Below are 23601 nucleotides of genomic sequence, written 5' to 3'. Positions count from 1 at the left end.
TATCGCGTTATAGGCCCTGCATTCCAATGTGTCAGCCGACATATCGCATTCCTCATAACAAGGTTTTTTCATGCCATCCGTCATTTTTCCCGGCCCCGAAGGCCGTCTTGAAGGTCGTTTCTCCCCTCCGCCGCGCCCGCGCGCGCCCGTCGCGATGATCTTGCATCCCCATCCCGAAGGCGGCGGCACCATGAATGACCGGATCGTCCAGCGGATGTATAAGACGTTTGTGGACCGCGGCTTTGCCGTTTTGCGCTTTAACTTTCGCGGTGTGGGCCGCAGCCAGGGGTCGTTTGACAGCGGCGTGGGCGAGTTGTCGGATGCGGCATCCGCGCTTGATTGGGTACAATCGATCCATCCCGAAGCGCAGACGACATGGGTGGCAGGCTATTCATTCGGAGCGCTCATTGGCATGCAATTGTTGATGCGCCGTCCTGAGGTGCGCGGGTTTATATCGGTCGCGCCGCCTGCAAATATGTATGATTTTTCCTTCCTTGCCCCCTGCCCCGCCAGCGGGATTTTCGTGCAAGGCGCAGCGGATACAGTGGTGCAGCCGAGCGCTGTGCAAAAGCTTGTGGAGAAGCTGCGGACACAAAAGCACATCACGATCCATCACGACGAAATCCCGCGCGCAAACCATTTCTTTGAAAATGAAATGGAAGACATGATGGCAAGCGTCGACAATTACCTAGATTTCAGGCTGTCGCCGGATTGTCCGATCAAATAATCTTGCGGATCATTTGATCGGTTTTTGGTTTTACGAACCCGCATCGGCGGGTTCGTCCTCGGTGCGGTTTCAAAGCCGGGCTTCGTCCGGCTTTGAGCACCTGCGGTCGCGCAGTCGCGCTCTGGCTCGCCTACGGCTCGCAATCACCGCTCGTCAGACCCGTTGCCCCCAGAAACTTGGTGCCAGCCAGCGGCTTGGTCGCGGTAGCACGGTGCGAAGCGCCGCAAGGGCGGAAGCGAAGTCGAAGACGCAGCTGGCCAAAGGCCACCTGCAAGGCCGCCCGCAGCGGGTGCAGCTTGCTGCACGCATAGCGAAGACGCGCCCCGGATGGGGCGCGAAACACAAAACAAATGCCCGGATGGACCGCGCCTGGCGCTTGTGAGACTAAAACAAACAAAGTTTCTGTTCGCGACCAGTCCCAATCAGCAACTCGAAACTATTTGCAAAACAATCATTTGGGGGGTTAGCTTGCGAATAGTGAGCCTGAGTTATCAGCGCCCCTAACCGCTCTTAACTCAACCACGGCGCACGTGATGAGAGAGGAGTACCACCCAATGAACTATGCAAAACAAGCAAGCAGGCCCAGCCCAGCCGCCATGCTGGGCGCGATCGGTGTGCCTGCCGCATTTGGCGCGATCTTGATTGCCGGACTGGCAGTGACAGTCGTGATAACCAAGCCGATTGCCAACCCCACAGGCGTGATCGTCACGCCCGAAGTGATCGAGACACCCCCTCCGCCCGCACCAACCCCGAAACCGGTTGAAAAGCAAACCAGCGAAGCGCGTCCAATCGAAAACACGCACATTACCGCGCCAGATGCGCCAATTGTGCTTGGCCCGACCAGCCCTGTAACCGGGTTTCCCGATCTGGATGGTCCGCTTATCGGCTCTGCCGGCCCATCTGGCCCGATTGATCTCGGGATCGAAGGCCCCACCGCGCCGCCGCCGCCCACATTCGATCCGGTCAAAGCCAGCCCGCGCGGCAATCCGGGATCATGGGTGACGACGAATGATTACCGTTCAAGCTGGATCCGCCGGGGTTATTCTGGCCGCGCGAGTTTCACTCTGGAAATCAGCGCGTCTGGCCGAGTCAGCGATTGCACAATCACGCGGTCAACCGGGCACACCGCTCTGGATGAGGCGACATGCAAACATTTGACCAGCCGAGGGCGGTTTACCCCTGCCAAAGACAGCAGCGGCGCAAATGTTGCAGGCACCTATTCAAGCGCAATCAATTGGGAATTGCCCTGAACTGACACGAATGGGCCGCGTGCAAAAGGCGCGCGGCCCATCCCGCTTCCGCTATTCCTCTTCCAGCGCCTGCGCCTGATCGAGCGGCCTTTCGCCAACCGCGCTTGGCAATGTCCAGATTAGCACATTCGCCACCGCGACCGCTGAAAGCAGCACCATCAGCAAAGGCTGTTTCGCCTCACCAGTGCGCCGCCACAGGAAAAACGCCCCAACCAAAAGCGCAATCGCGGCAAGCATGACGATGGAAAGCACCAGATCTGCCATGTGATTAAAGCCTCTTTTTACAAAACTACCGAGCAAGCAGCATCATTACGCTGGCCCAACTGCGTGTGTTCCGATACGGTTATTCGGGTCTAATACAAAGGAGGATAATATGGGGATTTTCAGTTCAATCAAAAGCGCAATTTGGGGCGATGACGAGGAAGAGGCGAAAGCCGCACCGGCGGCAGCACCGGCCGCAGATGCCGCGCCGCAGCGCGCTGCAATAGATCAAGTTGATGTGGTCGCGCGCGTCGGCTCGATCCCGGGAGCAGATGATCTTAACTGGAAAACCTCGATTGTCGATCTGATGAAACTGCTGCGGCTTGATCCCAGCTATGCCAATCGCAAGGAATTGGCTCAGGAAATGGGCAATGCCGATTATTCTGGATCGGCAGAAGACAATATCGCGCTGCACCGGTCTGTTATGAAAGCTCTGGCCGATGCAGGCGGGATTGTGCCGCCTGAACTCAAGGACTGATTGAACTGAGACCATGGGCGCGGTAGACATTTCGGCCATGGATAGATCAGACACGAACATCACGCGCCGCCAGACCCTTTCAGGGCTTGGCGGCGCTTCTGCATTGGCACTGGGCGCTGGCACCATCGGGGGTTGCGCGCCAACTGGTTCGCGCGCCCTCTCAGCGTCGCCTGCGGTATTTTCCGACCCAGATCAGGTGCTTGAGGATATCGGTTACCGCATGCTCGCCCATGAACCAGCGCGCGCAACCGGGCTTGGCGTGGATACGGGCGAATATGCCGAATGGCGCGGGACTTTTGGCACGCCGGGGGCAGAGGGCCGCGACGACTATAAAGCGACATTGAAAGAATTGCGCGAAGGCGCGCGCACCTATCCCAAAGACGGCCTCACCGCCGATCAGGCAACCAGTTTTCAGGTGGTGGAAAGCGCCTTTACCACAGCCCTCGAAGGCATGGATCTGCCCTATGGAGATGTGGCCGTGGGCAGTTGGCGCAATGCACCTTACGTGGTGATCCAGAATGTCGGCGCTTACATCGACTTGCCGCGTTTCATGTCCTCATCCCAGCCTGTGGCAAGCGAGGAGGACATCTATTTTTACCTTAATCGTCTGTCGCAAATCCCATTGGTGCTCGACGGAGAGACCGAGCGGATGAAGGCGGCCCGCGCTTACGGCGTTATCCCGCCCGATTTCCTGCTCGATAAGGCCATCACCCAAATGCAATCGAGCATTGCCGATGCAGCCAAAGGGGGCATTCTGGTCAGCAGCCTGACCAGCCAGATCACATCGAAATTTGGCGATGAAGCGCTGGGCGAAAAAGGCGAATACGCTTTTGGCATCGTGTCAGGCGATGTCGCACCCGCACTCCAGCGCCAATTGGAAGAACTGCAAACGCAGCGCGCATTGGCCAAGTCCGATGCTGGCATCTGGGCGCAGCCCAATGGCGATGAATGGTATGCCTGGGCCAATCGCGCATCGACAACCACCATGCTATCGCCTGATGAAATTCACGAGCAGGGTCTTGATGAACTGGCCGAATTGCATGGCCGGATGGAGCCTATCCTGCAAGAAATCGGCTACACCAAAGGCACGGTGGGCGAACGCATGCAGGCCCTGTCACAAGACCCGCGCTATCAGTTTGCTCCGGGCGATAAAGGCCGCGCTGAAATCATGGCGTTTATTGGCGATCAGGTGGACTATATAAAAGCGCAAATGCCCCGCGCCTTTACGCAGCTGGTCGATCCCCCGTTCGAAGTGCGCCGCATCCCGCAATCCGAAGAATTGGGCGCACCTGCGGCCTATGGCGGCGGCGGCAGCAAGGATGGATCGATACCGGGCCGCTTCTGGATCAATCTGCGCGACACCGATCTGCACCGCAAGTATGATCTGCCCGATCTCACTTTCCACGAAGCCATTCCCGGCCATGTGTGGGAAGCGGCCTATTCCAACCGTTTGCCGCTGATCCGGTCCATCCTCGCCTTTAACGCCTTCAGCGAAGGTTGGGCGCTGTATGGGGAGCAATTGGCCGATGAACTGGGCGCGTATGACGAATTCAAAGTTGGCCGGCTGGGTTACTTGCAAGCGCTCGCTTTTCGCGCTTGCCGCCTTGTGGTGGATACGGGGCTACATCACAAACGCTGGACCCGGACACAGGCGCGGCGGTTCTTTGTTGAACGCAATGGCTCCAAGGAACAGGAGGTTGCCTCCGAAGTCGATCGGTATTGCAGCTGGCCGGGCCAGGCGTGCGGATACAAGATCGGCCATTCGCAAATCGTATCACAGCGCGCCCGCGCCGAAGCGGAATTGGGCGATGCCTATGATTTCAAGGCATTCAACACAGCGGTAATTCTTGGCGGCAATTCCCCGCTCGATGTGGTCGATAAAACCGTCAGCCGCTATATTGCAGGGATCCGGGGCTAGATTCTCTGCTCCGAGCTTTCAAAAACAGGCACATCCTTTCATGGAAACATTCGGCGAAGAACTAGAAACCATGCGCCGCGTGCCGCTTGCTGAAGCGCATGTGGACGCGATCCGCGAAATTGGACGTGAGGTAACTTACGAGCAGGGCGATATTGTTGCCGATATTGGCGATCCGATGGACACCTTTGTCTATGTGGTCGAAGGCGAGCTTGAAGTCGTTAATCCGTACACGGATGAACGGCTCATGGAATCCTCGCTCGGCCCGACCCAGTTCATGGGCGAGATCGGGTTTTTGAACCGGGCAACGAATTACCTCAAAATGCGTGCAGCAAAGCGGACATGCGCAATTGAGGCGCCGCGCGGTGCCATGCTTGATCTGATGGCACGCGTGCCGGAGCTGTCCGATCACTTGATATCGGTGTTTGCCGCAAGACGGCGTAAACAGTTCGAGATGCGCAACAGCGCTGTTAAAATCATCGGGGCGGACCGCGATCCGGCGGTGCAAGCCTGCGAACGCTTCTTATCGCGCAACCGGATACCCTTTCAAAGCTTTGACATGGGCGCGAGCGATGCCGAAACAATCAAGGTTTGCGAAATCACGCGCCACAAACCCTCAGTGGTCCTCGGCGTCGATCAACAGCTTGATGACCCGACCCCGCGCAAAGTGGCTCGCTATCTCGGCCTTGATCTGGACATTTGCGAAAACACCGATGTCGATCTTTTGATCGTGGGCAGCGGACCTGCTGGTGTGGCCGCTGCCGTTTATGCCGGGGCTGAAGGCATTGAGGCGCTGGTGGTTGAAGATATGGCCATTGGCGGACAGGCGGGCACATCCAGCCGGATCGAAAACTATATGGGTTTTCCCACAGGGATCAGCGGCACTGACCTAACCTATCGCGGCCAGATTCAAGCGCTGAAGTTTGGCACCCGGTTTGTCATGCCGCGCCGCGTTGAAAAGCTGGAGCGGCGCGAGGATGGATCGTATTGCGCGACGCTAGATGAAGGCGACCGGGGACGCGACATCATTTGCGCACGCGCCGTTCTGGTGAGCACGGGTGTCCAATATCGCCGCTTGCCGCTGGACAATCTGCGCGAGCTCGAAGGTGCAGGCATCTTCTACTCCGCCACCGAAATGGAAGCGCGCTTTTGCGCCAAGACCGAAGCGGTCGTGATCGGCGGCGGCAATTCTGCCGGGCAAGCTGCGATGTATTTATCGCGCAGCGCCGCACATGTGCATTTGGTGGTGCGTTCGGGCTCGCTGGCGGCGTCCATGTCGAGCTATCTTTCCAGCCGTCTCGAAGCGGACCCGCGCATCACCATTCATTATCACACGCAGGTAACCGCGCTGCATGGGAGTGATTGGCTGGAGAGTGTGACGCTGAAAACGCAAAACGGCGAACAGCAGCTTGCCACCACAGCCTTGTTCATCATGATCGGGGCCGCGCCCAACACCGATTGGCTGTCTGGTCTGGTCCGAACCGATGACAAAGGCTTTGTTTACACCGGCCCCGATGCCGGGCGAAGCTCTCCTTTTGAAACCGGGACCGATGGCATATTCGCTGTAGGTGACGTGCGCGCAGGCTCTGTCAAACGGGTCGCCAGCGCGGTTGGCGAAGGGTCCGTCGTGGTCAGCACCATCTGGAGCTATCTCGATGCGATCAGTCAAAAGGATGATAGCCAAGCGTAGGGCTATTCAAATGCTATAAATTCAATATCCTGCGACAGATTGAGCGCACAGATTCGCAATCGCTGCGCCAATGGGGCTAACAGGGTACTTTGCGATGACGACAAGATTGCTTTCGATATTTGTGTGTTTCAGCACATTCCTGCTGATTACTTCCCCTGCCAAAGCCGCGTGGTACGAGGCATCAAGCGATAACTTTGTTGTCTATGCCGATGACAAGGAAAAGGACATCGCACGCTACGCTGAAAATCTTGAGCGGTTTCACAAGGCGATGGAAGTGCTGACCGGACGCCGCGTGGAAAAGCCCAGCCCGTCAAACAGAGTTGTCATTTTCGTTGTTGGCAGCGAACGCCAGTTGCAAAAAGTCGCAGGCAAAGGAAGCCGGAACATCGCCGGGTTTTACGTGCCGCGTGCAGGCGCAAGCCGGGCATTTGTCCAGAATATTCGCAACAAGAACGGCTATCCCGATTTCTCCACCATCGTGCTGATGCACGAATATGTGCACCACTTCTTGATCTCGTCGTCGCGATTTGAAATGCCACGCTGGTTAAGCGAAGGGGCAGCAGAATTTTTCGCCGCTGCTTCGTTTGAAAAAGATGGCGGCATTCTGATCGGGCGCGTCGCGCGCCACCGGGCAGGCGAACTCGCCTATGCCAAGGATGTAAGCGTGCGCGAATTGCTTGATCACGAGCTGTACGAAAAGCGTGCGGGCCGCCGCTACACCGCGTTTTACGGGCGCAGCTGGCTGCTTTATCACTATCTCACATTTACCCCCGAACGGCGCGGCCAATTGGCCGAATTCGGCCGGGCAGTCTTTTCCGGCTCGTCTCCGCTGGATGCAGGCGAAGCGGTTTTTGGCGATCTTGATGCGCTGCAAAGAGAACTGGATGCCTATATGCGCGGGCGCCGGTTCAATATGCTCACGCTGCCGCCAGAAGAGCTCCCGATTGGCGAGATCACGATACGCCGCCTGCCCGAAGGCGAAGCAAAGATGATGCCCCTTCGCATCCGCTCGCAGCGCGGAGTATCGCGTGAACAGGCGCTCGAACTGCTTCCCGATGTGCGCGAAATCGCGGCGAAATATTCAGGCGATGCAGGGGTTTACACGGCCCTTGCCGAAGCGGAGTTTGACGCGGGCAATAACGCCGAAGCCATCGCAGCGGCGGAACAGGCCATCGCTCTCGATCCATCGCGTGCCAATGCTTATGTTCAAAAAGGCTTCGCATTGTTTCGCCAGGCAAGTGAGCTGGACGGGGATGCGCGCGATGATGCTTATGATGCAGCGATGAAGCCGTTTTCCGCGCTGAACCAGATCGAGAACGACCATCCACTGCCGCTCATCTATTACTATCGCAGCTTCGTCGCGCGCGGCATAACGCCGCCTGAAAACGCTCGTCATGCGCTCGAACGCGCGGCGCAATTGGCCCCGTTTGACAAGAGCCTGTGGTTCAATGTGGCGATGATGCAGCTAAGCGAGGGCAAGATTGCGCTCGCAAGGCAATCCTTACAGCCTATTGCGTTTGACCCGCATGGGGGCAACCGGGCTGACAAGACCAAAATGTTGATCGAAGGGCTAAAAGACGCGCCCGAAGGAACGCCGGTGAATGCGTCGATGGCGGGCATAGCCGAGGCGGGAACCGATGCGGACGAAGGGGCGAACGATAACGATCCGAAAGGTAGCAGTGAAGCAAATAGAAACGATAACGCAACAACCGGACCAGCGTTAAGCGCGCACGCTTACCACTGATCCAGCTGATATCGCCCCTGTCAGCCGCGTATCATTCCGCTCACAATCGAGCCTAAAATGCCGCCCAGCGGATTGCTGCCGCCTCCGCCTGATGACGCAGCGCCCGCGCCGCCGGTTGCAGATTTCGCGAGATAGCCTGCCACCGCCATTGCAAGGATCGGCAGCATCTTTTTGAGCAGCCCTTCATCAAGGCCTGTCATCGCGGCGACTTCACCTGCGACCGAGCGGCTCACATCCTTGCTGCCAAAGATATTGCCAAGAATGTCATTGCCCGGCTGCGTAGGCGTTGGATCATTGCCCAGAACCGCATCGAGCAGCCCGCCGCCAAGCATACCGCCGAGCCCGCCTGCTGCACCGCCGCTGCCTGAGCCACCGCCAAGGATCGCGCCAGCCAAAGAGCCAAGCCCACCCAAAGGTTCGGGCGTGCTTGTCCCCCCCGTTGCGCTGCGGCCCATCCCCGCAACGATCGCCGGCAGCAAAGCGCCCGCCGCCGTTTTCGCGGTGCCTTCATCAATTCCAAGTTCGCGCGCCATCGATGTAATTGCGCCCGATTGTTGCAGCATTTGAGCAAGGCTCATCGTCTATCCCCCTTGGTTTGTGGTCAGATTGGCGCGCCTGTCCCGCGTGTTCTGCGAAAGGCCAGGCGCACCATCTGCCTTATTTCTTGCCGAAAAAGCTCGACGCCATATCGGTAATGTCATTGAGCGGATTGCCATCGCCATCACGGTCCAGCATCCCCATAATCCCGGATAGCCCGCCTTCGCCATCGGCTTGCAATTTGCCAGCAATATCGCCCAGCGCATTTTCGCCGCCAAGCTGTTCCATGATGCCGCCCAAGGCGCCGGTATCAAGGCCGGTTTTTTCAGCGGCCAATTCAACCGTATCGCCTTCTTCGGCGTGCGAAGCGCCCAAAGCGGCAACCGCTTTTTCAGCCATGGCCGGATCAATGCCGACCTTTTCTGCAAGGCTGGCAACCGTATCGGGCGAGCCTGCGACCTGTTTCATAATTCCATCAAGAATGCTCATAGTTCTTCCTTCCCTTCGCGAATCTCTGCCGAGGTTGTGCGCTGCAATCGCGCAAAAGAAAAGGCCCCGCACCGCCATGGTGCGAGGCCTTTACAAAGAGAAACCTGATTATCAGGCCGCCGCAGGTGCCGCCTGACGAACGCCTTCATCAACATGCGCTTCAAACTCAGCGAAGTTATCGATGAACAATTGCACAAGCTTGGATGCAGCCGTGTCATATTCGCCTTTATCGGCCCATGTGCTACGCGGGTCGAGAATGCTCTGATCAATCCCCGCCTCGGCCAGAACAGGCACATGCACGGGCACATCAAATCCGAAATTGGGATCGCTGCGATATTCGACATTGTCGAGATTGCCATCCAGTGCCGCGTTCAGCAAAGCGCGGGTCGCCTTAATCGGCATCCGGCTGCCAACGCCGTATTTGCCGCCGGTCCACCCGGTGTTGAGCAGCCAGCATTGGACCTGCCCCTTGGCGATGCGTTTTTTCAGCAGATTGCCGTATATGCTTGGGTGGCGCGGCATGAACGGCGCGCCAAAGCAGGTTGAAAAGGTCGCTTCAGGCTCGGTCACGCCGATTTCGGTGCCGGCCACTTTGGCGGTATATCCGGACAGGAAGTGATACATTGCCTGTTCGGGCGTAAGCCGCGCAATCGGAGGCAATACGCCAAACGCATCGGCGGTCAGCATCACGACATTGGCAGGAACAGGGCCGAGGTTTTTCTTAGATGTGTTTGGGATGAAGTGGATCGGATAAGCGCCCCGCGTGTTCTCCGCGAGCGTGTTGTCGTCAAAGTCCAATTCGCGCGTTGACGGGTCCATCACGACATTTTCAAGCACGGTGCCAAACCGTTTGGTCGTGGCGTAGATTTCCGGCTCTGCCTCTTCGGACAGGCGGATCATCTTGGCGTAGCAGCCGCCTTCAAAGTTGAAGACCGCCGTGTCGGACCAGCCATGTTCATCATCGCCGATCAGCGTGCGGCTGGCATCAGCGGAAAGCGTGGTTTTACCCGTGCCCGACAAGCCAAAGAACACAGCCGTCTTCTGGTCTGCGCCAATATTGGCAGAGCAATGCATCGGCATCACGCCTTTGGTCGGCAGCAGGTAATTGAGAATGCCAAAAACGCTTTTCTTCATTTCGCCGGCATATTTGGTGCCGCCGATCAGGATCAGCTTTTCGGTGAAGTTCACTGCAATCACCGTTTCGCTGCGTGTGCCGTGGCGATCTGGATCAGCGCGGAAGCTGGGCAGGTCGATGATCGTGTATTCGGGGTCAAACGTGCCCAATTCTTCCGCAGTGGGACGCACCAACAAAGTGCGGATAAACAGGTTGTGCCAGGCAAGCTCATTGATGACGCGCACATTGACGCGGTACTCTGGTTGCGACCCGCCGAACAGGTCCGCGACATACAAAGTGTCTTTCTTGGCAACCGCCGCCATGAAATCTTCTTTGAGAGCGGCGAAATGGGCCGGCGTCATTGACGCGTTGACTTTGCCCCACCACACGGTGTCCTCGGTCGTTTCATCGCGCACGATAAACTTGTCTTTCGCGCTACGGCCGGTGTGCGCGCCGGTTTGTACAACCAGTGCGCCGTCTTTTGACAAAGCGCCTTCATCATTGGCGAGCGATGCTTCAACCAGAGCAGCGGTCCCGAGATTGGGGTGAATATCAGCGGCGGCATTGATGCCTTGCGAAGCCAGCGATTGGGCGAGCGGTGTCAAACGTAATCTCCTTCATCGAACCCGTTTGCTGTGGATTGGAGAAATGCTCAGATCAAAGATCCGGGGGAAAGCATGGCCGCTGATTCGCTAATGGCTGGATCCCAATCCGGCCATTTGCATACTGACCCACCGTCGCAGCGTAAACCGCTCAAATGGGCTAGTGATACCCAATTGAGAGGAGTTGAATTGACGATACTGCATAGCGAGTTGCACTGGACGCCATTGCATACGCCCCACTTTGGGACATCGGCTTGGCAGATCGCATTCAGCCATCATTGTCCGCCTTGGTCATACTGATCGCAGACAAACGCCAATTGTTTCGCTGAACGCTTGGCGCTAACCCGTTTCAATCGCCCCTGAATATAGAGGCTTGGGAGCAAATATATGGCCATCACATCATCATCCTTGCCCGATGATCTGTCGAGCAATTCTGATTCGGACCATTCAACCGAAGCAAACCAACCCGCAATTGTTGATGCAAGTGAGAGTGAGCAGGAAAAAACCGATGAGCGCTTTGAGATCGCGCTGGTTGATGATGATCGCAATATTCTCACCACAGTTTCCATCGCGCTTCAGGCCGAAGGGTTCGTGACACGGTTGTATTCCGATGGGCAAGCAGCGTTGAAAGCGCTTATTGAAAACCCGCCTGATCTTGCTGTTTTTGATATCAAAATGCCTAAGATGGATGGCATGGAATTGTTGCAAAGGGTGCGCGAACACTCCGCCCTCCCGGTGATTTTCCTCACCAGCAAAGATGATGAAAGCGACGAGGAAGCAGGGCTGGAATTGGGCGCGGATGATTACATCGCAAAACCGTTCAGCCTGCGCCTGCTGACCGCGCGGATCAGAGCGATCCTGCGCCGCGCCGATCCCGAACGCACATTTGGCAATGAACCCAGCGAAGCGGATGCATCGCATCCCATTATCGCGCGCGGCCGGCTGTATATGGACCCTGCCCGGCATTACGCCGCTTGGAATGATCGTCCCGTCAGCCTGACGGTGACCGAATTTCTCATCCTCGAAGCTCTCGCTGCGCGGCCAGGCGTCATCAAAAGTCGCAACCAGTTGATGGACGCAGCCTATCCCGACGACATTTTCGTCGATGACCGAACAGTGGACAGCCACATCAAGCGGATGCGGCGCAAATTTCGCGTCGTTGATCCTGAATTCGGTGCAATCGATACGTTGTATGGGGCCGGCTACAGTTTCACCGATGGCTGATACCTATTCGTCAAACGCTATCGATGATCCGACGCCAGCGGTCCGGCCGCCGGAGAAATTGACAACCACCGGCAGATTTGCGCTGACCGCGCGCATTCTGGTCGTCAATATCTTGCCGCTGGCAATTCTGGGCGGCGGCCTGTTCTACCTTGATGTCTATCGCAACCAGCTGATCGATGAACGGTTCAAACTGGCGCGGATCGAAGCGCAGATCACCGCCGAGGCCTTGGCCGGTGCCACTCTGGAGCGCCAAGAGGCGTTGCTGGTTCAGATCGGCAAAGAGCAAAGCCTGCGTCTTCGCATGTTCGATGCCGATGGGGCGATGATTGCGGACAGTTTTGCTCTCGATGAGCCCGCGTTTGAATTCAACGATATCACCGATGATGACTGGGATCAGCAATTGGCGCGCTGGCTTGATGACACTGTCAGCGCCATTGTCAGCGCTGAACCTGTGCCCGATTACATCGAACCTGAAGCCATGGAAGCCAATGCCTGGCCGGAACTCGCCCGCGCTCGTGAAGAGGGTTTGAGCCAGATCACATTGTATGACTGGCCCGATGGCAGCCCTGTCATCACCGCGGCGGCCCCTGTCGGATTGAACGGCGCGACCCTGCTGACGGTGCGCAATCCGGTCGATATCACAGAACGCGTGCGCTCTGCGCGCTCTGCGCTTGGCTTTGCTGTGATGCTGGTGCTGTTCGCCTCGGCCCTTTTGTCGCTGTTTTTGGCGCGCACAATAGTCACACCTTTGCGCGCCTTGACTAATGCCGCGATGCGCGTTCGCCAGGGACGCGAGCGCGAGGTTGAAGTGCCGCGCCTGCCCCAGCGCAGCGATGAAATCGGCCTGCTCGCCCGGGCATTCTCCGATATGACGGGCGCCTTGCGATTGCGGATTGATGCGGTCGACAGCTTTGCTGCGGATGTCGCACACGAAATCAAAAACCCGCTTGCCAGCCTTCGCAGCGCGATTGAATCTCTCCCCAGGGTGGACGATCCGAAACTGAGCGAAGAGTTGATCCAGATCGCCACGCATGATGTCCGCCGGATTGACAGGCTGGTCTCTGAAATCTCGGATGCCAGCCGGATCGATGCCGAAATGTCGCGCGCCACATTGGAGCGGATCGATATTGCCGATCTGGTCCGCGCAATCATCGGCAGCCGCGAAAACCGCGCGGAAAACGCAGGCCGCCCGATTGATCTGCAAGCGCGCGGTTTTGCCGCCTATGTGATGGGCGTTGGGGCGCGGCTTGAACGGGTCATCGAAAACCTGCTCGACAATGCGGTGTCGTTCTCTCCGCCCGGTGCACCGATTGATGTTGAGATCGACAATGATGGTGAATGGGTGGTCCTTAAAGTGTGCGATATCGGCCCCGGCATCCCCGAAGATGCGCGCGAAAAGGTGTTCCAGCGTTTCCACTCGCTCCGCCCGGAAGGCGAGGATTTCGGCAACCATTCCGGCCTTGGCCTTGCCATAGGACGCGCCATTGCCGAGGCGCATGACGGGTCGCTGAGCGCAGAAGCCCGCGCGGATGGCAAGACCGGGGCGTGCCTCGTCTTGCGCCTGCCCGCTGCGCAATCGGGCTGATACGGCCATGACGGCAGAGGCGATCTTTTCAGGCACCGCCGTTGCGATAGATGGCCGCGCTGTTTTGATCGAAGGCGAGCCGGGGTCGGGCAAATCCTCGCTGGCTTTGGCGTTAATAGAGGATGGCGCGGTCCTGATCGGGGATGACGGCGTGCGTTTGTCGCGCTCACCCCAGGGACAAATTCTCGCCTCCCCGCCTCCCAATATCGCTGGCCTTCTCGAGATCCGCGGGGTTGGACTGGTTACGCTGCCAACCGCCGCTGGCGTACCTGCAGCGCTGATCCTGCAGCTTGAAAGATCGCCAGAGCCAAAGGGCGAACGGCTGCCCGAGGCGCTCACCGCCCGCACGCTGCTCGGCGCTCCCATTCCCGTGCTGCCTTTCACACCTGGCCCTTGGGCGCCTGCCGCAAGGGCTCGCTGGGCTTTGCGCATGCACGGCATCTGAGCTAGACATCTGATTGAACCGCTCACGCGATTGTGCCTTGCGCTATCGCGGTCAGGTCGTAGCATGCGGTATGGACCAGCCAACCACCCCTTCTGCTCCCAACATGGCAGGGCACGGCGCGGCGCAAGATCGCCAGCGGCTCCTGCTTGTCACCGGCCTTTCGGGAGCGGGCAAATCGACCGCGCTCGATGTGCTGGAGGATCTGGGCTGGGAGACGATCGACAATTTCCCGGTGCGCCTGCTCAAACGGCTTGTCGCAAAGCCTGAACAGCAGGCCAATCGGCAGCGCACCCCCATGGCTATCGGCTTCGATTCGCGCACGCGCGGCTTTGTCCCGGGCGACATCATCGCCTTGGTGAAGGACTTGACCGAGCGCGATGATCTGGCGGTCACTTTCATGTTCATCGATTGCGCCAGCGCTGAGCTGGAGCGGCGCTATAACGAGACGCGCCGCCGTCATCCCATGGCGCAGGGCCGCCCCGTGCATGACGGTATCGCCGCAGAGCGCGAGCTGCTCGAACCGCTGCGCCGCTGGGCCGATATCGTGGTCGATACGAGCGCGCTTGCCGTCAATGAGCTGCAACAGCAGGTTCGCAGCCAGTTTTCCGATGAGCAGGCAGGTGAAATGACGCTCACCGTCTCCAGCTTTGGCTTTGCGCGCGGGATGCCGCCGCTTGCTGATCTGGTTTTCGACATGCGTTTTCTCGACAATCCGCACTGGGTCGATGGCCTGCGCGAGCTGACCGGCAAGGACGCGCCCGTGGGCGAGCATATCGAGAGCGACCCCGCTTTTCACGCGGTTTTCAATCAGATCCGCGACCTTCTGACCGATCTCCTCCCCCGTTACGAAGCGCAAGGCAAAGCCTATGTCCACGTCGCTTTCGGGTGTACCGGAGGGAGACATCGCTCCGTCTTTACCGCTGAACGCATGGCCCAAGGCTTGCGCGATGCTGGCTTTTCGCCCACTGTCCGCCATCGCAATTTGCGCAGCCGCGCCGCTGACGAGATCGAACGCGACCGCCGCTGAACAGCAATTGCCAATACGAACAAAGCCACACGCTTTCGGGCGTGTCCTTGCAAGGTAGTAACGGGTTTCATTTCTCACATGATCGGTTTGATACTGGTAACGCATGGCCGCCTGGCTGAGCAATTCGTGCAAGCGATGGAGCATGTCGTTGGCCCGCAGGATGCGCTGGCGACGGTGTGCATCGGCCCCAATGACGATATGGAAGAGCGCCGCGCTGACATCGCGAATGCTATCGGCGATGTCGATGCAGGCAAAGGGGTCATTATCCTCACCGATCTGTTTGGCGGCACCCCCTCTAATCTGGCGATCTCGCTGCTCGATAAGGGCAAGGTCGAGGTAATCGCCGGGATCAACCTTCCCATGCTCATCCGCCTTGCCGGCGCGCGCAAGGTCATGCCGGTCGCAGACGCGGTTGAAGCCGCGCAAACCGCCGGGCGCAACTACATCACCGTCGCCAGCGAGCTGCTGGCAAGCGACACGAGCTGCGAGCCCGAGCGCGCTGTTGGCGGCAAAGGCTGATCGCGGACAGGACGACACCAAAGCCATGACCGCGCATCGCCAGACTGTCACTATCGTCAACCAGCGCGGCCTGCATGCGCGCGCCAGCGCCAAGTTCGTGGGCGCGGTTGCCGCTTTGCCAGACACTGTCAAAGTGCGCGTTGCCAAGGATGGTAACGAGGCAGCGGGCGGCTCGATCCTGGGTCTGATGATGCTGGGCGCAGCCAAGGGACACGATGTCGATCTGATCGTCGAAGGCGACAGCGCGGAAGCGGTGCTCGCCGATCTGGTTGCCCTGGTCGAAGATGGCTTTGGCGAGGAGTAGCGCGCGCGCCTCCCCTTCGCGCGTGCCTGATCTGATGACCCGCACCCATATCTCCGGTTTCTCCAATGCCAGCGTCAAGTACTGGCGGTCCCTGCGCGATAAGAAGCATCGCCGCCGCGCGCGCCAGTTCCTTGTCGAAGGGCTCCGGCTGCTCGAGGATGCGCGCGCCAGCGGCAGGCTTCCCAAAGAGCTGATCATGGTCGCCCCGGAACAGAGCGGGCGCAACCCGCATCCGCTGCTTGACCAGTTGGAGAGCGCGGTGCTCGACGCAGGCGGCGATGTCATCACCACAACGCCAGACATCCTCACCAAGATCACGGGCAAGTCGAACCCGCAAACCGTGCTCGGCGTGTTTGAGGAGTGGGAGACCAGCCTTGACTATGTTGACCGCCATGCCGCCCCCATCTGGCTGGTGGCGCAAGACCTGCGCGATCCCGGCAATCTGGGGACCATGCTGCGCACCGCAGACGCGGTGGGCGCTGGCGGGCTGATCCTGATCGACGACTGCACCGACCCTTTCAGCGCCGAAGCTGTCCGCGCGAGCATGGGCGCTGTGTTCACTCAAACCATCGCGCAGGCCCGGTGGGAGGCATTTGTACCATGGCTTCGCGAGGGATCGGGGCAGCTTGTCGCCGCATCCTTGCGCGATGCCGTGCCCTATCGCGGTGCGCCTTACGCATCGCCCTGCTTCATCCTTGTCGGCAACGAATCGCAAGGGCTTCCCGAAAGCTACGAAGCGGAATGCGATCTGCGCGTCACCATGCCGATGCGCGGCCGGGCCGATTCGCTCAACGCCGCCATGGCGGGCGCGGTGCTTGCCTATGAAGTGCTGGCCAGTTTGGAGCCTTAAGGCCGCCATCCTGGCCCCTTTTCCATACCGAGACATGGACCGGTGACGGGGGTTTTGCAAAAGTTTGCCGGGCCGCGCCGTGTGCTCACAATTCCCCTTTCGCGATGCGCGCATCAGAGCGTTTCAAAAAGCGCAAAACGGCGGAATTGTCGGGCCTGCGCCTGATCTGGGTGACTTTTCCGCGATACAGAACGGGCTGCACAAAGCCTTCTTCGATCCTCTCCATCAGTTCAGATTGTGTAACCTTTTGCCAATTGGCAGGAACGCCCGGTAATCGGCCAGTGCCCGGCGGCGACAGGACATGGTCCCACGCCCGCGCAAAACTCACCGCATCACCGCGTTTGCGCAGCCGATAAGCGCTCATCCGGCTCATCCCCACACGCCGCGCCGCCGTGGTGACCGATCCCGACAGGTAAAGCTCAGCAAGGAACAGCGCCTGACGCACCGCGCTCCACCCATCGGGGCGAGCACGCACAGGTACAGGGCGAAAGAAATGCGGTTTGCGGCGGCGCGAATGTGCAGGATGTTTTGCCATCTGCCAGGGTGAAGCAGAAATGGCGCGTGTAGGAAAATTGGGGTGTGGTTAGCCCGATATCCCCAATAGGAAAATGGGGCGGTGCAAACTATTGCGCCGCGTCAGTGTCGCTCGCCAGCATGAAATCTTGCGCAGAGGTATGGTCTTCGGCCTCAATCGCCGCTGCATCCGCATCCCCGGAATCCACATCGGCTGCATCGGCGGCGTTGTAGCGGGGGGCGCTTTCCACCAGCGGTACGTCCTCGATCTCGCGTTTGCCGATTTCGACGCCTTTTTCAGCGAGCCGCTTGCCCGATGACAGCACATTGCGTTCGAACGATCCGACGAATTTGTTGTAATTGTTGACCGCGCTTTCCAGCCCGCCGCCCATGCGTTTGAGGTGCTGGGCCGCCGTTTCAAGCCGCCCGTAAAGCTCTGCCCCCATCCGCCCAATTTCCTGCGCTTCTTTGGCGAGCCCATCCTGCCGCCAAACCTGCGCAACGGTGCGCGCGATTGCGACGAGATTGGTGGGAGTGGCCAGCAAGACCCGGCGTTCAAACGCGAAATCCCACAATTGCGGGTCTGCATCCAAAGCAGCGGTCACAAAATGCTCACCGGGAATGAACATGATGACGTAATCGGGCGCTTCTTCAAATTGGCTCTGATAGCTTTTCGCGCTCAGGGTTTGAACGTGACCGCGCATGGATTTAGCATGCGCGTCAAGCTCGCGTTTGCGCGTTTCATCATCATCCGCCTCGAACGCGGCCTGATAGGCGTTCAAGGACACTTTGGAATCGATCACAAGCTTCTTTTGCCCCGGCACATTGATGATCGCATCGGGCCGCAGTCGACCTTCCTCGGTCTCGACCGAATGCTCCATCTGAAAATCGGTGTGCTGCGCCAGCCCGCATTGTTCGAGCAGGTTTTGCAAAGCCCGCTCTCCCCAGCGCCCGCGCGCTTTGGGCGCATTGGTGAGCGAATTGCCCAGACGCTGCGCTTCGCGGCGCACTTCCTCCTGCCCCTCGCGCATGGACTGGATCAGGCCGTGCAATTGCCCAAACGCATCCTTGCGCTGGTTTTCGAGCGTTTCGACCTGTTTCTCGTATTTCTCCAACCGCTCACCCACAGGATTAAGCAGCGCCTTGATCTTGGCCTCACCCGTCTCTTCGGATTGTTTGAAGCGCTGTTCGGCCCGGCGCAGGAATTCGTCCTGATTCTGTTTGAGAACCTCTGCCCCTGTCGCCTTGAATTGATTGAGCAATTCCTCGCGCTGCTCGGTCAAGACACGCTTTTGTTCGGCAAAGGCTTTCGCCCGTTCTTCCGCCTGACTTTCCAGCGCAGCCAGATGTTCTGCAAGCTGCGCGCGCTCTTCACGCGACATCTCCAATTGCTCCGCCAGCCCATCGGCGCGCCCTGCCCGCTCCTTGGCCGCAGACAGCTCAATCTGCGCATGGCCAAGCTCAGCCGCCGCGCGCTTGAACTCCTCCTCGCGAGCGTCAAGCCGAGCGCGCAAATCCGCCACCGGGCGCGATGCAAAGAACCACGCGGCAGCGCCGCCTGTGAGAAGGCCTGCGATCAATATTGCGATCATAAGAATCGGGTTTTCCATACTTTTGCATAGCACGGAACATAGTGAGAACAAGGGGCAGGCAGTTGGATTTCCACCAAATCGGATGGATTTGCGCCGGTGATGGATCCTGAAACGAGTTCAGGATGACGACATAGGTTCGAACGATCGGTTGCTAAAATTCAACCGCAAGCGCGAATGCGCGTTCGCACAAATTACGCCGCCGCCCGCAATTTCTTTAGCTTCTTCAAGGCCATGCCGCGCTTTAGCCGCGAGAGGTGGTCGATAAACAGGATGCCTTCGAGGTGATCCATCTCATGCTGAAGGCACGTCGCCATCAGCCCTTCCAACGCCTCTTCGTGAGTGTTTCCGTCCAAATCCTGATAGCGCACCGTGCAAGTCGCCGGGCGGTCTATATCGGCGTAGATTTCGGGGACGGAAAGGCAGCCTTCCTGATAGGTCGACATCTCCTCTGCCGGATCAAGAATGACAGGGTTTACAAAAACGCGCGGCTCTTTCTTGTTTGCCGGATGCGTGTGTTTGGTGCCGTCATGGTCGCATTCCACCGGCTCTGCATCGGGGTCTTCGGGTTGCAGATCAATGACCAGCAAGCGCTTAGGCACGCCCACCTGGATGGCCGCAAGACCGATGCCGGGCGCATCATACATCGTCTCAAACATATCATCGACGAGCGTTTTTAGCTCATCATTGAACTCACCGGGTTCAACGGGAACAGAGACAGTTTTCAGGCGCGGATCGGGCGCTTCTAGGATTTCGCGGATAGCCATGTGAGGGAAATAGGTGGGTTTGCGGGCGGATTCAATCGCAATGGTTCGATTAAAGTGATCGACCTTGTCGGCGCGCAAATGTAAGTGGCACCCAATTTTTGCATCCACCACACCGATGATAGCCGCCCTGTTCAATAGTGGCAGAATTCAAAGTGACTGAGCGGTCACCAAGAGTTGCGCCTCCGGCATCCCACAAGGAAACTCGGCTCCCACATTTGGGACAATCTGCGATCCAATGTGATGTTTCTTCGCGAACTCTTTCAAATCGCGCGGAGCTACTGGTCAGCTTTTTTAAGCGCTGGCCTAAACTTAGCTTCGGCTTCATCCCACCGGCCTCCGTGCCCGCAGCGCCTGCGCCAGAGTCCCCTCGTCCAGATAATCCAGCTCTCCGCCCACGGGCAGGCCGTGCGCAAGCTGCGTTATGCGCACTTTGTGCTCCTCAAGGCGCTCCGCCAGGTAATGCGCGGTCGTTTGCCCTTCGAGAGTGGCGTTCATCGCCAGCACAACCTCATCGACCGCGCCATCTGAAACCCGGTTAAGCAGGCTCGCAATGTTGAGGTCTTCCGGCCCGATCCCATCGAGCGCGGACAGCTTGCCGCCCAGCACGTGATAGCGCCCCTGAAACAGCTTTGCCCTATCAAGCGCCCACACATCGGCGACATCCTCTACCACGCACAAGGACCGCGCATCGCGGCGGTGATCGGTGCAAATGCCGCACGGGTCCGATGTATCGACATTGCCGCATACCGAGCATTCCACCAGCGTTTCCGACACCGCGTCGAGCGCCTCAAGCAGAGCGGGCAGCGCGGTCGCGCGGTTCTTCACCAGCCACAAAACAGCCCGCCTCGCAGAGCGCGGCCCAAGGCCGGGGAGCCGAGCCAGACTTTGCGATAAGCTTTCAATCTCTTGCGATGCCATGGGGCGCAAGATAGGGGCTGGCGGCTTGGTAACAAAGCTTGGGGCTGGGTTTATGCGCATAGTTTTTATGGGAACGCCGGATTTCGCAGTGCCCGCGCTGGTCGCTTTGCGGGATGCTGGGCACGAAATCGTGTGCGTGTATTCGCAGCCGCCAAGCCGTTCGGGCCGCGGCAAGAAGCTGCGCCCTTCGCCTGTGCATGCCAAAGCAGAGGAATTGGGGCTGGAGGTGCGCACACCCAAAAGCCTGAAACCCGCCGAGGAGGAGGCCGCGTTCGCGGTGCTTGACGCTGATGTTGCGGTGGTGGCCGCCTATGGGCTGATCCTGAAACAGGCGGTGCTCGATGCGCCCACGCATGGCTGCATCAATATCCACGCCTCCATCCTGCCGCGCTGGCGCGGGCTGCGCCTATTCACCGCGCGATTATGGCAGGCGATGAGGAAACGGGCGTTACGATCATGCAGATGGAGGCGGGATTGGATACAGGCCCCATGCTGCACACTGTGCGCACACCTACCGCGCGCAAAACCACAGGCGAGCTGACGGGCGAATTGGCGACAATGGGCGCAGTTGCGGTGGTGGAAGTTTTAGAGGATTTGTCAGCCTTCCCCCCCGAGGCGCAAAATGACGCAGCATCCACCTACGCGCCCAAGATCGACAAGGCTGAGGCGCGCATTGACTGGCGCGAGGATGCCGAGGTAATCGAGCGCAAAATCAGAGGCTTTGCACCTTTTCCTGGCGCTTGGTTTGAACTGGGTTCTGGAGAAGAGAGCGAGCGGGTGAAAGTGTTGTTGGCAGAGGCTCTTGCGAGCCCCCGCGAAGGCGGGGACCTTGCGCAGGATGAAGGAGGCTCCCGCCTTCGCGGAAGCTCACACCCGGGTGAAGTGCTCGACGATGACCTTTCAATCGCCTGCAAGACCGGCGCAATCCGCCCCTCGCGCCTGCAACGCGCGGGCAAACCTGCGATGGACCGAGCCGATTTCCTGCGCGGGCGCGGCGTGGATGCCGGAACAATTCTCACGTGACCCGCTTTGCGCTCACTCTCGAATTTGATGGCACGCCGTTCATGGGCCTCCAGCGGCAAAAGCATGGGCCCAGTGTGCAAAGCGCGGTTGAAGAGGCGGCCCATGCGATCACGGGCGAGAATGTGCAAATGCTCAGCGCCGGGCGCACCGATGCGGGCGTTCACGCGCTCGCCATGCGCAGCCATATTGATGTTGCAAAAGACCTGACGCCGTTTCGTTTGATGGAGGGATTGAACGCGCATTTGCGGCCCAACCCTATCGCTGTCACCGATTGCGAGATTGTCGCTGATGACTGGCACGCCCGCTTTTCGTGCACCGGGCGGCGTTATCTTTATCGCATCGCCAACCGCCGCAGCCCGCTGACACTGGACGCCAACCGCGTGTGGCAAGTCGCGCCCAAACTGGATGCAGAGGCGATGCACCGCGCCGCCCAAGCCCTGGTCGGCGAGCATGACTTCACCACGTTCCGATCCGTCCGATGCCAGGCGCAAAGCCCTGTCAAAACCCTTGATCAGCTCGATGTCGTGCGCGCCGCCGGGCCTCATGGCGACGAAATCCACGTCCATGTCGCTGCGCGCAGTTTCCTCCACCATCAAGTGCGCAGCATTGTGGGAAGCCTTAAAATGGTTGGCACAGGCACTTGGGCAGAAAGCCGCATTGGCGAGGCATTGGCCGCGCGCGACCGGCAGGCCTTGGGCCACAATGCCCCTGCCCATGGGCTTTATTTTGTCGAAGCCGTCTATCCCGATTGAGCTTACGTAACGTCACGCTGGCCAATGCGTGGCAGCGCGCCTAGCTGTCGTATCAACACAAAGAGAGGACTTCTGCCATGACGACGACCGGACACAAGCTTTACACCACGCTTTCTGCTGAGGGCACACTGACACTGGAAGTGGTTGAAGAAACCTTCCCCGAACCCACCGGCAATCAAGTGCTTGTCAAAATGGAAGCGGCGCCGATCAATCCATCGGACCTTGCGATCCTCACTTCGGCGGCCGATTTCCAGAATGCGGAATATTCGCCCGGCAAAGTAGTCGCGCAAATGCCGGAGCCGTTTTTGAGCGGGCAGAAAGGCCGCCACGGCCAGCGCCTAGAGGCGGGCAATGAAGGCGCAGGCACTGTTGTCGCGGCAGGCGATAGCGATATGGCCAAAGCGCTGATGGGCCAGCGGGTCGCCTGCGTGCCCGGCCATGCTTTCAGCCAATATGCGATTGCCGATGCGATGATGTGCTTGCCGCTAGGCGATCACGATTGCGAAACGGGCGCATCCAGTTTTGTGAACCCGATGACAGCCTTGGGCTTTGTCGAAACGGCAAAGGCCGAAGGCCACGATGCGATCATCCACCTGGCCGCTGCATCGAACCTTGGCCAGATGCTCAACCGCATCTGCATCGAAGATGGCATGAGCCTTGTAAATATTGTGCGCAAGCAAGAGCATGTCGATCTGCTGCAAGCCGCTGGCGCATCGCATATCGTGAATTCATCCGATAAAGGATATGGTGCAAACCTGCGCGACGCGATTGCTGCAACCGGCGCTTTTCTGGGCTTTGACCCGATTGGCGGCGGGCAGAACAGCGACAAGGTCTTGAAAGCGATGGAGCAGGTTGCAGCTTCTCAAATGGGTGAATATTCGCGCTATGGCTCCAATCAGGACAAGAAGATGTATATGTATGGGCGGCTGGATCTTGGCCCGACCATTCTGACGCCCAGCTATGGTTTGCAGTGGTGCGTCGCAGGCTGGCTGCTGACACCCTTCCTTGCCAAAGCGGGAATGGAAACCGTCGTCAAAATGCGCACCCGCGTGCTGGAAAACCTGACGACGACCTTTGCATCAAGCTACAAAGCCAAAGTGAATTTGGAAGAAATGCTGACCAAGGACGTGATCGAGGATTATCGCCAGATGAAAACGGGCGAGAAATATCTGGTTACGCCCTGGGGGTAAGAAGATTTAGAGCCGGGGGCCACGACGCCAAGATCAGGACGGATGTCCGCTCACGCGTTTTTCGTTTTAAGTTCGCTCACGCTCACGC

The 23601-nt window shown here is 58.8% G+C and carries 23 protein-coding genes and 1 pseudogene; 16 read left to right on the top strand and 8 right to left on the bottom strand.

Going from position 1 to position 23601, the window contains the following annotated elements; translation table 11 throughout:
- Positions 1–70: 70 nt before the first annotated feature.
- Together AC0V6W_RS12980 and AC0V6W_RS12975 are read left to right on the top strand one after the other, a co-directional pair.
- Positions 71–727 carry an alpha/beta hydrolase gene (locus AC0V6W_RS12980; protein ID WP_486150616.1) on the top strand — a complete coding sequence of 219 codons (657 nt, stop codon included), beginning with the start codon at positions 71–73 and terminating at the stop codon, positions 725–727.
- A 554-nt stretch (positions 728–1281) separates the two neighbouring features.
- On the top strand, positions 1282–1977 hold the full coding sequence (locus AC0V6W_RS12975; RefSeq protein WP_486150614.1) for a TonB family protein: 696 nt from the start codon (positions 1282–1284) through the stop codon (positions 1975–1977).
- Positions 1978–2028: 51 nt separating this feature from the next.
- On the opposite strand, the gene AC0V6W_RS12970 is transcribed toward AC0V6W_RS12975, so the two are convergent.
- Complete coding sequence (locus tag AC0V6W_RS12970) at positions 2029–2241, bottom strand: hypothetical protein (protein ID WP_486150612.1); 213 nt, start codon at positions 2239–2241, stop codon at positions 2029–2031.
- Positions 2242–2350: 109 nt separating this feature from the next.
- Here AC0V6W_RS12970 and AC0V6W_RS12965 point away from each other — a divergent pair, with 109 nt between their 5' ends.
- The 4 genes from AC0V6W_RS12965 to AC0V6W_RS12950 all read left to right on the top strand — a co-directional run bounded on the left by AC0V6W_RS12965 (position 2351) and on the right by AC0V6W_RS12950 (position 8065).
- Positions 2351–2716: a DUF3597 domain-containing protein gene (locus AC0V6W_RS12965; RefSeq protein ID WP_486150610.1), complete on the top strand. Its 366-nt coding sequence runs from the start codon at positions 2351–2353 to the stop codon at positions 2714–2716.
- 37 nt (positions 2717–2753) lie between these two features.
- Positions 2754–4634, top strand: coding sequence for a DUF885 domain-containing protein (locus tag AC0V6W_RS12960; protein WP_486150608.1), 1881 nt, complete (start codon positions 2754–2756; stop codon positions 4632–4634).
- A 40-nt stretch (positions 4635–4674) separates the two neighbouring features.
- Complete coding sequence (locus tag AC0V6W_RS12955; RefSeq protein WP_486150606.1) at positions 4675–6321, top strand: FAD-dependent oxidoreductase; 1647 nt, start codon at positions 4675–4677, stop codon at positions 6319–6321.
- 94 nt (positions 6322–6415) lie between these two features.
- Positions 6416–8065, top strand: a complete 1650-nt coding sequence (locus AC0V6W_RS12950) for a DUF1570 domain-containing protein (RefSeq protein WP_486150604.1) — start codon at positions 6416–6418, stop codon at positions 8063–8065.
- A gap of 20 nt (positions 8066–8085) precedes the next feature.
- On the opposite strand, the gene AC0V6W_RS12945 is transcribed toward AC0V6W_RS12950, so the two are convergent.
- The 3 genes from AC0V6W_RS12945 to AC0V6W_RS12935 form a co-directional block, all read right to left on the bottom strand.
- Positions 8086–8643: a DUF937 domain-containing protein gene (locus tag AC0V6W_RS12945; protein WP_486150602.1), complete on the bottom strand. Its 558-nt coding sequence runs from the start codon at positions 8641–8643 to the stop codon at positions 8086–8088.
- 79 nt (positions 8644–8722) lie between these two features.
- Positions 8723–9091, bottom strand: coding sequence for a hypothetical protein (locus AC0V6W_RS12940; protein ID WP_486150600.1), 369 nt, complete (start codon positions 9089–9091; stop codon positions 8723–8725).
- Positions 9092–9202: 111 nt separating this feature from the next.
- Entirely contained in the window at positions 9203–10810 is a 1608-nt protein-coding gene (locus tag AC0V6W_RS12935; RefSeq protein ID WP_486150598.1) for a phosphoenolpyruvate carboxykinase, read from the bottom strand.
- A 384-nt stretch (positions 10811–11194) separates the two neighbouring features.
- On the opposite strand from AC0V6W_RS12935, the gene AC0V6W_RS12930 reads away from it, so the two are divergent.
- From AC0V6W_RS12930 to AC0V6W_RS12900, 7 genes are all read left to right on the top strand, one after another.
- Positions 11195–12031 (top strand): response regulator transcription factor, encoded by an 837-nt coding sequence (locus tag AC0V6W_RS12930; RefSeq protein WP_486150596.1) that lies wholly within the window; start codon positions 11195–11197, stop codon positions 12029–12031.
- On the top strand, positions 12024–13616 hold the full coding sequence (locus AC0V6W_RS12925; RefSeq protein ID WP_486150594.1) for a sensor histidine kinase: 1593 nt from the start codon (positions 12024–12026) through the stop codon (positions 13614–13616). The genes AC0V6W_RS12930 and AC0V6W_RS12925 overlap by 8 nt, the downstream gene beginning before the upstream one ends.
- Before the next feature lie 7 nt (positions 13617–13623).
- Positions 13624–14061 carry an HPr kinase/phosphorylase gene (locus tag AC0V6W_RS12920; RefSeq protein ID WP_486150592.1) on the top strand — a complete coding sequence of 146 codons (438 nt, stop codon included), beginning with the start codon at positions 13624–13626 and terminating at the stop codon, positions 14059–14061.
- Between the two features lie 70 nt (positions 14062–14131).
- Positions 14132–15088 (top strand): RNase adapter RapZ, encoded by a 957-nt coding sequence (rapZ, locus tag AC0V6W_RS12915; RefSeq protein ID WP_486150590.1) that lies wholly within the window; start codon positions 14132–14134, stop codon positions 15086–15088.
- Between the two features lie 78 nt (positions 15089–15166).
- Entirely contained in the window at positions 15167–15607 is a 441-nt protein-coding gene (locus AC0V6W_RS12910) for a PTS sugar transporter subunit IIA (RefSeq protein WP_486150588.1), read from the top strand.
- A 25-nt stretch (positions 15608–15632) separates the two neighbouring features.
- A complete protein-coding gene (locus tag AC0V6W_RS12905) occupies positions 15633–15911 on the top strand; it encodes an HPr family phosphocarrier protein (protein ID WP_486151633.1) in 279 nt (92 codons plus the stop codon).
- 34 nt (positions 15912–15945) lie between these two features.
- Entirely contained in the window at positions 15946–16761 is an 816-nt protein-coding gene (locus tag AC0V6W_RS12900; protein ID WP_486151631.1) for a TrmH family RNA methyltransferase, read from the top strand.
- Positions 16762–16846: 85 nt separating this feature from the next.
- On the opposite strand, the gene AC0V6W_RS12895 is transcribed toward AC0V6W_RS12900, so the two are convergent.
- The 4 genes from AC0V6W_RS12895 to recR form a co-directional block, all read right to left on the bottom strand.
- Positions 16847–17296, bottom strand: a complete 450-nt coding sequence (locus tag AC0V6W_RS12895; RefSeq protein WP_486150586.1) for a hypothetical protein — start codon at positions 17294–17296, stop codon at positions 16847–16849.
- 88 nt (positions 17297–17384) lie between these two features.
- The gene (locus AC0V6W_RS12890) at positions 17385–18884 is read right to left on the bottom strand and encodes a DNA recombination protein RmuC (protein WP_486150584.1); all 1500 of its coding nucleotides are present in this window, start codon (positions 18882–18884) and stop codon (positions 17385–17387) included.
- A 173-nt stretch (positions 18885–19057) separates the two neighbouring features.
- On the bottom strand, positions 19058–19630 hold the full coding sequence (locus tag AC0V6W_RS12885; RefSeq protein WP_486150582.1) for a peptide deformylase: 573 nt from the start codon (positions 19628–19630) through the stop codon (positions 19058–19060).
- A 321-nt stretch (positions 19631–19951) separates the two neighbouring features.
- The gene (gene recR, locus AC0V6W_RS12880) at positions 19952–20548 is read right to left on the bottom strand and encodes a recombination mediator RecR (protein ID WP_486150580.1); all 597 of its coding nucleotides are present in this window, start codon (positions 20546–20548) and stop codon (positions 19952–19954) included.
- Between the two features lie 52 nt (positions 20549–20600).
- Between recR and fmt the strand changes: the two are divergent.
- The 3 genes and pseudogenes from fmt to AC0V6W_RS12865 all read left to right on the top strand — a co-directional run bounded on the left by fmt (position 20601) and on the right by AC0V6W_RS12865 (position 23513).
- Positions 20601–21571, top strand: a pseudogene (fmt, locus tag AC0V6W_RS12875) (methionyl-tRNA formyltransferase).
- On the top strand, positions 21568–22323 hold the full coding sequence (gene truA, locus AC0V6W_RS12870) for a tRNA pseudouridine(38-40) synthase TruA (RefSeq protein WP_486150578.1): 756 nt from the start codon (positions 21568–21570) through the stop codon (positions 22321–22323). Before fmt ends, truA begins: the two are co-directional and overlap by 4 nt.
- A gap of 77 nt (positions 22324–22400) precedes the next feature.
- Positions 22401–23513: a zinc-binding dehydrogenase gene (locus tag AC0V6W_RS12865; RefSeq protein WP_486150576.1), complete on the top strand. Its 1113-nt coding sequence runs from the start codon at positions 22401–22403 to the stop codon at positions 23511–23513.
- Positions 23514–23601: the final 88 nt, after the last annotated feature.

The sequence above is a fragment of the Erythrobacter sp. JB1-7 genome, assembly GCF_057365015.1.
The sequence above is the reverse complement of the archived record's forward strand: the minus strand, read 5'-3'. Positions and strand labels throughout refer to the sequence as shown.

Excerpts from the sequence above, each read along its gene's own strand:
- AC0V6W_RS12950 (WP_486150604.1), top strand. The coding sequence starts at position 6,416 with ATGACGACAAGATTGCTTTCGATATTTGTGTGTTTCAGCACATTCCTG.
- AC0V6W_RS12980 (WP_486150616.1), top strand. The coding sequence starts at position 71 with ATGCCATCCGTCATTTTTCCCGGCCCCGAAGGCCGTCTTGAAGGTCGT.
- AC0V6W_RS12930 (WP_486150596.1), top strand. The coding sequence starts at position 11,195 with ATGGCCATCACATCATCATCCTTGCCCGATGATCTGTCGAGCAATTCT.
- AC0V6W_RS12920 (WP_486150592.1), top strand. The coding sequence starts at position 13,624 with ATGACGGCAGAGGCGATCTTTTCAGGCACCGCCGTTGCGATAGATGGC.
- rapZ (WP_486150590.1), top strand. The coding sequence starts at position 14,132 with ATGGACCAGCCAACCACCCCTTCTGCTCCCAACATGGCAGGGCACGGC.
- AC0V6W_RS12975 (WP_486150614.1), top strand. The coding sequence starts at position 1,282 with ATGAACTATGCAAAACAAGCAAGCAGGCCCAGCCCAGCCGCCATGCTG.
- AC0V6W_RS12970 (WP_486150612.1), bottom strand. The coding sequence starts at position 2,241 with ATGGCAGATCTGGTGCTTTCCATCGTCATGCTTGCCGCGATTGCGCTT.
- AC0V6W_RS12885 (WP_486150582.1), bottom strand. The coding sequence starts at position 19,630 with ATGGCTATCCGCGAAATCCTAGAAGCGCCCGATCCGCGCCTGAAAACT.
- AC0V6W_RS12940 (WP_486150600.1), bottom strand. The coding sequence starts at position 9,091 with ATGAGCATTCTTGATGGAATTATGAAACAGGTCGCAGGCTCGCCCGAT.
- AC0V6W_RS12925 (WP_486150594.1), top strand. The coding sequence starts at position 12,024 with ATGGCTGATACCTATTCGTCAAACGCTATCGATGATCCGACGCCAGCG.
- AC0V6W_RS12890 (WP_486150584.1), bottom strand. The coding sequence starts at position 18,884 with ATGGAAAACCCGATTCTTATGATCGCAATATTGATCGCAGGCCTTCTC.
- AC0V6W_RS12955 (WP_486150606.1), top strand. The coding sequence starts at position 4,675 with ATGGAAACATTCGGCGAAGAACTAGAAACCATGCGCCGCGTGCCGCTT.
- recR (WP_486150580.1), bottom strand. The coding sequence starts at position 20,548 with ATGGCATCGCAAGAGATTGAAAGCTTATCGCAAAGTCTGGCTCGGCTC.
- AC0V6W_RS12865 (WP_486150576.1), top strand. The coding sequence starts at position 22,401 with ATGACGACGACCGGACACAAGCTTTACACCACGCTTTCTGCTGAGGGC.
- AC0V6W_RS12965 (WP_486150610.1), top strand. The coding sequence starts at position 2,351 with ATGGGGATTTTCAGTTCAATCAAAAGCGCAATTTGGGGCGATGACGAG.
- AC0V6W_RS12960 (WP_486150608.1), top strand. The coding sequence starts at position 2,754 with ATGGATAGATCAGACACGAACATCACGCGCCGCCAGACCCTTTCAGGG.
- AC0V6W_RS12900 (WP_486151631.1), top strand. The coding sequence starts at position 15,946 with ATGACCCGCACCCATATCTCCGGTTTCTCCAATGCCAGCGTCAAGTAC.
- AC0V6W_RS12905 (WP_486151633.1), top strand. The coding sequence starts at position 15,633 with ATGACCGCGCATCGCCAGACTGTCACTATCGTCAACCAGCGCGGCCTG.
- AC0V6W_RS12945 (WP_486150602.1), bottom strand. The coding sequence starts at position 8,643 with ATGAGCCTTGCTCAAATGCTGCAACAATCGGGCGCAATTACATCGATG.
- AC0V6W_RS12910 (WP_486150588.1), top strand. The coding sequence starts at position 15,167 with ATGATCGGTTTGATACTGGTAACGCATGGCCGCCTGGCTGAGCAATTC.
- AC0V6W_RS12895 (WP_486150586.1), bottom strand. The coding sequence starts at position 17,296 with ATGGCAAAACATCCTGCACATTCGCGCCGCCGCAAACCGCATTTCTTT.